This is a genomic window from Pseudomonas sp. K5002, from assembly GCF_013386655.1.
In the GTDB taxonomy this organism is placed as follows: Bacteria; Pseudomonadota; Gammaproteobacteria; order Pseudomonadales; family Pseudomonadaceae; genus Aquipseudomonas.
Map to the genome: position 1 here is coordinate 1 of NZ_JACARK010000216.1, position 8,055 is coordinate 8,055.

Here is an 8,055-nt window from a genome sequence, read left to right on the forward strand (position 1 = left end):
CAGGGAAACTCCCGGCACCAACTTGCACTCCACCGTCGGCGCCGCCTGGCGCAAACGCACCAGGGCCTGGGGCAGCAGGCCGGTCTGGGCGGTGGTGATGGCGCCGACCTTCAACTCGCCCCTGTACTCATTGGCATCCACCGGCACAGCCATGCGGTTGAACGTCTCGAGAATCTCCCTGGCCAGCGGCAGCGCGCGGATCCCCGCCGCGTTCAGCGTGGCCTGGCGCCCGGTGCGGTCGAACAACTGCACGCCGAGCACCTGCTCCAACTGACGGATCTGCGCACTCACCGCCGATTGCGTCAGCCCGATATGCATGCCCGCTGCGGCGAACGTGCCATGGCGGGTAACGGCGATAAAGGTTTTCAGTTCCCGCAGCATGGGCGTCTCGATTGATCAAAATAATTTGAGCTCGCTGCAAAAATTATCGTCTTTCCATCGGTTACGGCAAGGCTAGACTCGCAAGGACTTAATACCCATAGAGGTTAAACCTGATGGCACTGGCTCCTTTTCACCTGGCAATTCCGGTATTCGACCTGGCGGCAGCGCGGCAGTTTTATGGCGAGGTGTTTGGGTTGGAGGAGGGACGAGCCAGTGATCACTGGGTCGACTTCGACTTCTTCGGGCATCAATTGGTGATTCATGAGCATCCGAAAACCGCTTCTCAAGAGGCGGCGCACACCAATGCAGTGGACGGCCACGACGTGCCGGTGCCGCATTTTGGCGTGGTGTTGAGTTGGGATGATTGGCATGCGTTGGCGGAGCGTTTGCAGGCGCGCAATACCCAGTTTGTGTTGGAACCGCATATTCGTTTCAAAGGCCAGGTGGGCGAGCAGGCGACGTTGTTTCTGTTTGACCCGTGCGGCAACGCGTTGGAGTTCAAGGCGTTCAAGGACATTGGGCAGTTGTTTGCCAAGTGAGGGCGCTTTGATGAATGGCCTGGATGCAACGGGCATCGCCGAGGCGGTGGGTTCGGGGGCGATTACGCCGGCTTTGGTTGCTGAACACTTTCTTGCGCGCATAGGTGTCGACGAACCAGATATCCAGGCGTTTGTATCCTTCGACGCTGAGGCGGTGCGCGAGCAGGCGTTGCAGCTTGAAGGCTGTTCCGGTCCGCTGGCGGGCTTGCCCGTGGGGGTCAAGGACATCTTTGATACCGCCGACCACCCAACGGAATTCTATTCGCCGATTTACCTGGGTAATCGTCCATCGCGGGATGCCCATGTGGTGACGCTGCTACGACAGGCGGGCGCGATCATCATGGGCAAGACCCACACCACCGAATTTGCCTACATGAACACGGGGCCGACGCGTAATCCGCTGGATTTGTCCTGCACTCCGGGTAGCTCCAGCGCGGGTTCTGCTGCGGGGATGGCGGCCGGGTTTTTCCCGTTGGCGTTGGGTACCCAAACGGCGGGGTCGTTGCTCAAGCCTGCGGCTTATTGCGGGTTGTTTGCCTTCAAACCGTCGTTTGGACTGGTCTCGCTGGAAGGCGTGAAACCCCTGGCGCCGAGCTTCGATACGGTGGGTTGGTATGGGCGCTCGGTGCGTGATCTTGAGCGGGTGGCGCAGGTGTTGATTCGAGGGTTTCCGGCTGTTGAGGTCGGTCGTCGGCCTTTGCGGCTTGGTTTCTGCCGTACTTCTCGCTGGTCGGATGTGCAGCCGGTGGTGGCCCAGGCGATTGAGCTAGCGATAGCTAGGTTGGGGCCTCTTGTCAGTGAAGTCGTGTTGCCCGAGGCGTTCGACGGAGTATTCGACGATCACCAGTTGATCAACGATTGCGAAGGTGCCCGTTCATTGGCCAAGGAGTTTCAGTCTCATCCCGAACTACTCAGCGACTCGACGTTGGCCATGATCGAGCGCGCCCAGACGACGAGTTGGGAGCAGGAGTCGGCAGCCAAGGCCCGCTTGGTACAACTGGCCCCGCAGCTTGCGCAAATCTGCCAGCCGTTTGATGCGATGTTGAGTGTTTCCTGCGGGATGCTGGCGCCGGTGGGGTTGGCGACCACGGGCCCGTCGGACTTCATCAAGTTCTGGGGCGCGTTTGGCTTGCCGCAGGTGAATGTACCGGTGATGCGTGGGGAAGGGGAGTTGCCGGTGGGGTTGCAGGTAATTGGGGCGTTTAGAGGGGATGCGCCGTTGCTAGGTACGGCGCAAGTCATTGTTAATGCGTTGGTAAGCTGAGAGTCAGTCAAGGCACAAAAACTGACATTAGTTCGCTGGCGAAGCGGCGATAGGCGTCGTCATCATATTCTTCGCATGAGCCCGTTCAGAAATGAGCGGGCTTTTTTCATTGGTGTGTCCTGTGTGTATAAAAGATGCTGCAGGATACCTTCGGTGTGTAAGATACACACTGTGGAGCGGGCGCGATGAGAAGCAGAGAGGTAATTGACTTGCTGATGGCGGATGGATGGTTTGAGGTGGCGGCGAAAGGCAGTCACCATCAATTCAAGCACTCAACCAAGCCCGGCCGGGTGACGGTTCCTCATCCTAAATCAGAGATAGCCAAGGGGACCTTGCACAGCATTTTGAAATCAGCAGGCCTGAAGTGATGACCGTAGGTTATGTGGTGAATGATCCCGCTGCGGCTCATTCAAAGGAGGAAAAATGAAATTTCCAGTGGTGATACACAAAGACGCTGATTCAGATTACAGCGTGACCGTCCCGGACGTGCCAGGTTGCTTTTCTGCGGGCACAACCTTTTCCGAAGCTCTGGATAATGTCCGCGAAGCTTTAGCGCTGCACCTCGAGGGATTGGTTGCTGATGAGGAGCGGCTTCCTCAGGCTAGAGAGGTCGACGTCCATTTGGAGAATCCGGACTTTGCGGGTGGCGTGTGGGCGGTGATCGACTTTGATCTCACTCCTTACCTGGGCAAGTCAGTCAGGTTCAACGCCTCACTGCCTGAGCAACTTTTGAATCGTATCGATGAGCGAGTGCAAAAAGACCATCGCTATGCCTCGCGCTCTGGGTTCCTGGCGACGGCGGCTTTGCGCGAACTTTCCGTTTGATAACGGGCCGGTAGAGCACGCAGTACAAAAAAGGCTTACACCGCAAAGCGTAAGTCTTTCTTTTATTCGAGGAGGTGTGATCAGCGAGACTACGACCCCTTGCACACCTTCGCAGCGGCAGCATCGTTCGGGATAAATGAATCCGGCGCGCCCGGCTTCAGCACCACGTACCCTCGCCGCCACGGTTGATCGTCCACCAGATTCCAGCGATGCCCTGTGCCGGTGTTGTCTTCGGCGATCAGTACTTCACCCGGATGCAACGTGAACTTCTCACCGCCGCGTGTCACGAACGCCAGGGTGCCGGACAGCGTCATGACGTACTGTGGCTCCGGGTCGTTATGCCAGCTATACGAGGAATGCGCCGCCGTTTGCTTGAAGTGAATGGCGGTCACGTCATTGCGCATGCTCTGGTCGATGGTGCCTTCCAGTACGTGCGAATTGTTGTCGGCGCCGGTGCAGAGCTTGAATGCCTTGATGGTGTCAGTGGCGGCGGGGGCGGCTTGTGCGCCGCTCAAGGTGGCGAGGGTGATTGCGACGGCGGCTGTGGCACGTATGCCCAGGCCGTGGATTGCGTTGCGCGGCGAGCGTTTTTGCTGATGCATGGAACAAGTTTCCCTCGTGCTGAATTGGCGTTGACTGGGAATCATGGTCAGTGCCGTAGCCGTTCGGGACAACTAACTAATGTTTCATTGCTGCACGACTCACGCGCCAGAAACGACAAAGCCGCGCAATGCGCGGCTTTCAAGATGGTGGACCCAGTAGGACTCGAACCTACGACCAAGGGATTATGAGTTGCTGGGCGACCGGGTATGCCTAGAGAAACCGTGCGTAGGTGAACGTAGGTTGGCATAGCTGGAGGGCCCGTTTTACTTGGGTTGAGCGTATTCTTGAGAAGCTTAAGCAAGCTAACTACTGTACTGCAGATGTACCTAGCTTGCACTCGGGTTCTGATTGAGCATATTTTCATCAACCGGGCTCTGTAGCGAAGGAAGGACGGGGAACCCTACAGCAGGATTTGCTTTCATTCATCCATGCTTCGGCCTACTCCCGCACCACTACGGTCGAGTATTGACTTTAGCGTCGGTCTGAATTTCCAGTTTAGTCAGCCAGTGTGCTTCTATCAAATGCTACTTATAGTCTGTAGACGCATAGTGTTCAAACGTCCGAGCATCCCTCGATGGAAAATATTCAAACATCATTGGGGGAAAGGATTCGCGTTTTGCGAATAGCTCTGGGGCTTTCACAAGAAGGGTTGGCTCACGCTTCTGGCTTACATAGAACTTATATAGGTTCTGTTGAAAGAGGAGAACGCAATTTAAGCCTGCAAAATATTGTGATTATTGCCAGGGCTTTATCCACTACCCCCTCAGAACTTCTTGAGGGTATCGAATGAGTTCGCCTTACAAAGATAAACCGGTTGCGGAATGGTCTTCTATTACAGATGAGCTGATAGCAGCGCATCCCCTCAGTGAAAGTCAGATTGTTGAGTATTGTTTAGCTGCGTGGAACGATATTTATTGTTCAAAAATAGGGCGGCATGGCTTTAAGATTGGAGAAGATATTTTTGTTCGTCCCCAAATAATTGGTGCGTTACTGCATGAGTTAATTCCTGCCGAGATCGTAGCAAATAATCCACAAATGTGGCAGAGAGAGCAGCGGGTTGATGATAAAGATATTGTTTATGTGCCTAATAATGCGTTCTCTATAGAGTTAAAGACTTCGTCAAATTCGTCTAAGATTTTTGGTAATAGGAGTTATGCTCAAGCTCCGACTGAAAGCAAGAAAAGCAAAGATGGATATTACTTGACGATAAATTTTGAGCAGATTAAGGAGAGGTCGAATACGCCTCCTGAAATAACAATTATTAGATTTGGATGGCTTGATCATACTGATTGGACTGGCCAAGCTGCCGCTACAGGGCAACAGGCTTGGCTCTCAAAAGAAACATATTTGTATAAGCTCAAAACGCTTTATTCAAAAAAATAACTCGGGTTGGGGGTTGAAGGCCGCTTTTTCATAGAGGTAGCTTTCAATTCGATCTTTAGCTATTTCCACGTATGCTTCATTTATTTCGAAGCCAATAACCTTTCTGTTGTTGGCGATTGCTGCAATTGCAGTGCTACCCGAGCCCATAAAAGGATCCAGTATCAAGTCCGACTCGTTCGAACTCGACTTGATAATTCTTTCAATCATTTCTGTCGGAAATTGAGCGGGGTGAGCCGTTCTTTCCTTTGATGAGCGTTTCGCTCCTGACGTTACTTTTGCAATTTGCCATACGTCGGAGGGGTTTTTTCCTAAGGGATTACATTTAAGTTTTCCGTTTTTTTTCTGGTTTGGATATTTGACGTTCGGGTCTCGTACTGCATCTAAATTGAATGTGTAAGCCTCTGGGTTTTTCACATACCACAGAAGCTTTTCATTACGAGGAGAGAATCTTAATTTGCATGCTACTCCTGCGGCATAGTTCCATACTACTTCTTGAAGAAGATAGAAAGGAGATTTGTCCCAAAGCAAATATGAAATAGGCACTGCGAGGCCTTTGCTCTTAACCTCAAAGTAACCAACGTTAAGCCAAAACGAGCCTTTTTCTAGTGTTATTCTGTGAATCTCTTTCATCCAAGCAGAGCACCATTCTACATATTCTGAAGTTTCTATAAGAGATTCATACTCTTTTCCGATATTGTAGGGTGGCGATGTTACAGTTAAGTCGATAATTCCTGATGGTAATTTCTGCATGCCATGCAGGCACTCCATATTGTAAATCGCAACGCCTTCATTTTCATAAGATGGTGAGCCCAAATGTTTTTTTGCTAACTCAAAATTTGTTAATGTCATAATTGCATTTCGCTCGCCGTAAAAGTCTATATGTGCGAATTCTATCAGCTATCATGGCTGAACTCCAGCGTGAAGTGCTGAATGGTTGTATCATATCTTGAGTAGCTATTTTTGTGAGTTGCGTTGTTGTATAGAGATTTGGTGTGGAAAGTTTTGATGTGTTATTTCTATTGCGTTAGATATTGATTGTCTGAGCGCTGTTTAAGTTTGCTGTAATAATTCCTCAAAGAAGAGGCGGGGTGTAAAGAGTCGGGGTCAGATATGTTTGGAATGAAGTTAAACTGCCCTTGGTTTAGTAGGTGGGCGCTATGGCAGTTCCTCGCCGATTTCTGTCGTTGTCTAATGTCCGCAATAGGTTCAGCCTTGTTTCGGGTACGACCGATAAATCATGCCAGATGGGCTGCCACAATTTTTCTGAAAAATCGGGGTAAGACCCCGTTTGAAAAAAGTTGAATCGCTTCCGGTTTAGTAGATAAGGGCGATAGCAGCTCGTTGCCGATGTCTACCGTCCGTAATGAAATCAGTCTGATTGGGGGATACGACCGATGAGTCATGCCAGATTGGCTGCCACAATTTTTGCAGCTTCTGTTCCGCGTCTAGTGATGAAATTCACAGACAACAGTTCCGACGAGCTATGGATAGCTGATATCAAAGCGTGTACTCCAGGCAGAGACTGCCAGGTGTTCCGAGAGGTGATGTTCGTTGAGTCCAATGGTGCCGCCTTCATTTTCGGAATCGATCACGAGGATGGCCGGCCACGCGGCGTTAAAGCGGAACTGGCCGAACGGCAGCAGCTTTTTATCGACTTCTTGCGAGAGCAAAACGAAATCAGTGATTTGGCTATGGGAGGGTTGAGGGCTGTTTTTCAAGGCTCGGAGTACGCCAGCCAGGCCAGGGCCACAGCGGCGTACATGATCCATCGAGGGCATCTGACATACCTTGCGTTAGGCTATCGGAATCGCGAAGGTGAGTACGTATGTGAAAAGTTCGAAGATGAGAATGGCTTTCTCGAGAGCGCCCGCGCTACGCTGCCTTTCGACGAGCTGCATTGTTAGTCCATGGCCGGAGACGGACCTTGTCTCAAGAGGGGTATCAGACATGCGTCAATCACTAATTGACTCCATCGGCCGTGAAATCTCCTTCAGGCTGATGCGCGATGCCGTGTTACAAGCCATTGAAGAAAATCATCGCTTTGGCGTTTTGCGCAAAGCAAAAACAGCCAAAGTGGTTGATAGAGCCTCGTGTGTCGTCGAGGCGAGTCGCCAGATTCCTCCGGTTGGCGTTCCATCATCAGGACCTCGATCACTCAGCAAACAAGTCCCCATTGCATGATCGGTCTGGAATTGGTTTGGCAGCCTATCGCTGAGTTCGGGGAGCCCGTATCTTCCGCCTGGTGAACGGTCTACCTGGTGTAGTGGCACTAGGCGGTCCGGACGTAGGCAAATTGAGAATTCACCGTGGCCCATGCTGAAAATCTGGATCGCCTTCATCTGACGAGTCAGGCTGTTTTTGGTGTGACTTTCCAGCCGCAGCCATTTCTATATTTATGTCGATTTTTCGCCTTATCTCTTTGATTTTTTTGACCATTGCTCATTTGTAGGCTCATGTCCTTTGGGCAGATATCTTTGAATCACCCACTCAGCAGAAAGGTAATGGTCCTCAACCGTGAAAGCATCAGGGCGTTTGCTCTCGAGGTAAGCTTTCTTTTCAGCAAGCTCAGCAGCAGACCACCGACGAAAGGCTTCCTCAATTTCCAATCCGACTATGCTTCTCAACCTGCCGATGATTCCCATATTTCCCCTTCGTTGCATCAAACAGGTGCCAACCTCTTGCCGAAATTTGAACACGTTGAGGATCAGCTCAGAACGAAATCAGAAACCCGTTTCGAACGTATTCAGAGCAGATTCAGAACGAAGCCCTAGTCACGCTTCTCGCAGAGCAGCCTATTCAGTCCCTCGCCAATCGAGTCAGGATACGGGCGTGTCCATTTCGCGCTCTCATTGTCCGACTGCGTAATCACCTCACCCTCGAAATTGTAATCAATCGACTGAGTGATCCTCGACGTGCCTCTCGCACAGTTGATCTCGTAGTAGCTAACACTGCTCTCAGTCTTCGAACGCTTTTCGCTTTCACAGATGACAGAATCCGCTGGGCTTCGAGCAAATGCATTGCCACGACATATGGGCGGTAGTGAATCGCCCCTAGTTTCGT

The 8,055-nt window shown here is 51.6% G+C and carries 13 protein-coding genes; 8 read left to right on the forward strand and 5 right to left on the reverse strand.

The genetic code is table 11. The features are described from left to right. Window positions 1-381, reverse strand: a 381-nt coding sequence (locus tag HX846_RS11905) for a LysR family transcriptional regulator (RefSeq protein WP_178965432.1), incomplete at its 3' end; no start/stop codon positions are given. Window positions 382-494: 113 nt separating this feature from the next. On the opposite strand from HX846_RS11905, the gene HX846_RS11910 reads away from it, so the two are divergent. The 4 genes from HX846_RS11910 (at window position 495) to HX846_RS11925 (ending at window position 3,009) form a co-directional block, all read left to right on the forward strand. After that, entirely contained in the window at window positions 495-920 is a 426-nt protein-coding gene (locus HX846_RS11910; protein ID WP_003211024.1) for a VOC family protein, read from the forward strand. A gap of 10 nt (window positions 921-930) precedes the next feature. Continuing rightward, window positions 931-2,184 (forward strand): amidase, encoded by a 1,254-nt coding sequence (locus tag HX846_RS11915; protein ID WP_178965433.1) that lies wholly within the window; start codon window positions 931-933, stop codon window positions 2,182-2,184. A gap of 185 nt (window positions 2,185-2,369) precedes the next feature. Beyond that, on the forward strand, window positions 2,370-2,552 hold the full coding sequence (locus HX846_RS11920; protein WP_003211022.1) for a type II toxin-antitoxin system HicA family toxin: 183 nt from the start codon (window positions 2,370-2,372) through the stop codon (window positions 2,550-2,552). A gap of 55 nt (window positions 2,553-2,607) precedes the next feature. Next, window positions 2,608-3,009, forward strand: coding sequence for a type II toxin-antitoxin system HicB family antitoxin (locus HX846_RS11925; RefSeq protein ID WP_003211020.1), 402 nt, complete (start codon window positions 2,608-2,610; stop codon window positions 3,007-3,009). Between the two features lie 89 nt (window positions 3,010-3,098). On the opposite strand, the gene HX846_RS11930 is transcribed toward HX846_RS11925, so the two are convergent. Beyond that, window positions 3,099-3,611: a hypothetical protein gene (locus HX846_RS11930; RefSeq protein WP_178965434.1), complete on the reverse strand. Its 513-nt coding sequence runs from the start codon at window positions 3,609-3,611 to the stop codon at window positions 3,099-3,101. Window positions 3,612-4,186: 575 nt separating this feature from the next. On the opposite strand from HX846_RS11930, the gene HX846_RS11935 reads away from it, so the two are divergent. Next, window positions 4,187-4,402 carry a helix-turn-helix domain-containing protein gene (locus HX846_RS11935; RefSeq protein WP_178965435.1) on the forward strand — a complete coding sequence of 72 codons (216 nt, stop codon included), beginning with the start codon at window positions 4,187-4,189 and terminating at the stop codon, window positions 4,400-4,402. Then, entirely contained in the window at window positions 4,399-4,995 is a 597-nt protein-coding gene (locus tag HX846_RS11940) for a ScaI family restriction endonuclease (RefSeq protein ID WP_178965436.1), read from the forward strand. Before HX846_RS11935 ends, HX846_RS11940 begins: the two co-directional genes overlap by 4 nt. Here HX846_RS11940 and HX846_RS11945 read toward each other — a convergent pair. Further along, window positions 4,984-5,844 (reverse strand): site-specific DNA-methyltransferase, encoded by an 861-nt coding sequence (locus tag HX846_RS11945; RefSeq protein WP_178965437.1) that lies wholly within the window; start codon window positions 5,842-5,844, stop codon window positions 4,984-4,986. The genes HX846_RS11940 and HX846_RS11945 overlap by 12 nt on opposite strands. Before the next feature lie 545 nt (window positions 5,845-6,389). Between HX846_RS11945 and HX846_RS11950 the strand changes: the two genes are divergently transcribed. Further along, window positions 6,390-6,899 carry a hypothetical protein gene (locus tag HX846_RS11950; RefSeq protein ID WP_178965438.1) on the forward strand — a complete coding sequence of 170 codons (510 nt, stop codon included), beginning with the start codon at window positions 6,390-6,392 and terminating at the stop codon, window positions 6,897-6,899. 43 nt (window positions 6,900-6,942) lie between these two features. Beyond that, the gene (locus tag HX846_RS11955; protein ID WP_178965439.1) at window positions 6,943-7,176 is read left to right on the forward strand and encodes a hypothetical protein; all 234 of its coding nucleotides are present in this window, start codon (window positions 6,943-6,945) and stop codon (window positions 7,174-7,176) included. A gap of 230 nt (window positions 7,177-7,406) precedes the next feature. Here the strand turns inward: HX846_RS11955 and HX846_RS11960 are convergent, their stop codons facing one another. Both HX846_RS11960 and HX846_RS40385 read right to left on the reverse strand, forming a co-directional pair. After that, complete coding sequence (locus HX846_RS11960) at window positions 7,407-7,637, reverse strand: hypothetical protein (RefSeq protein ID WP_178965440.1); 231 nt, start codon at window positions 7,635-7,637, stop codon at window positions 7,407-7,409. A gap of 125 nt (window positions 7,638-7,762) precedes the next feature. Then, complete coding sequence (locus HX846_RS40385) at window positions 7,763-8,026, reverse strand: surface-adhesin E family protein (RefSeq protein WP_372241980.1); 264 nt, start codon at window positions 8,024-8,026, stop codon at window positions 7,763-7,765. Between the last annotated feature and the right edge of the window lie 29 nt (window positions 8,027-8,055).

What these genes read in the sequence shown, in the direction of transcription:
- HX846_RS11945 (WP_178965437.1), bottom strand. Translation starts at nt 5,844, where the DNA reads ATGACATTAACAAATTTTGAGTTAGCAAAAAAACATTTGGGCTCACCA.
- HX846_RS11935 (WP_178965435.1), top strand. Translation starts at nt 4,187, where the DNA reads ATGGAAAATATTCAAACATCATTGGGGGAAAGGATTCGCGTTTTGCGA.
- HX846_RS11920 (WP_003211022.1), top strand. Translation starts at nt 2,370, where the DNA reads ATGAGAAGCAGAGAGGTAATTGACTTGCTGATGGCGGATGGATGGTTT.
- HX846_RS11960 (WP_178965440.1), bottom strand. Translation starts at nt 7,637, where the DNA reads ATGGGAATCATCGGCAGGTTGAGAAGCATAGTCGGATTGGAAATTGAG.
- HX846_RS11930 (WP_178965434.1), bottom strand. Translation starts at nt 3,611, where the DNA reads ATGCATCAGCAAAAACGCTCGCCGCGCAACGCAATCCACGGCCTGGGC.
- HX846_RS11910 (WP_003211024.1), top strand. Translation starts at nt 495, where the DNA reads ATGGCACTGGCTCCTTTTCACCTGGCAATTCCGGTATTCGACCTGGCG.
- HX846_RS11915 (WP_178965433.1), top strand. Translation starts at nt 931, where the DNA reads ATGAATGGCCTGGATGCAACGGGCATCGCCGAGGCGGTGGGTTCGGGG.
- HX846_RS11955 (WP_178965439.1), top strand. Translation starts at nt 6,943, where the DNA reads ATGCGTCAATCACTAATTGACTCCATCGGCCGTGAAATCTCCTTCAGG.
- HX846_RS11925 (WP_003211020.1), top strand. Translation starts at nt 2,608, where the DNA reads ATGAAATTTCCAGTGGTGATACACAAAGACGCTGATTCAGATTACAGC.
- HX846_RS11940 (WP_178965436.1), top strand. Translation starts at nt 4,399, where the DNA reads ATGAGTTCGCCTTACAAAGATAAACCGGTTGCGGAATGGTCTTCTATT.
- HX846_RS11950 (WP_178965438.1), top strand. Translation starts at nt 6,390, where the DNA reads ATGAGTCATGCCAGATTGGCTGCCACAATTTTTGCAGCTTCTGTTCCG.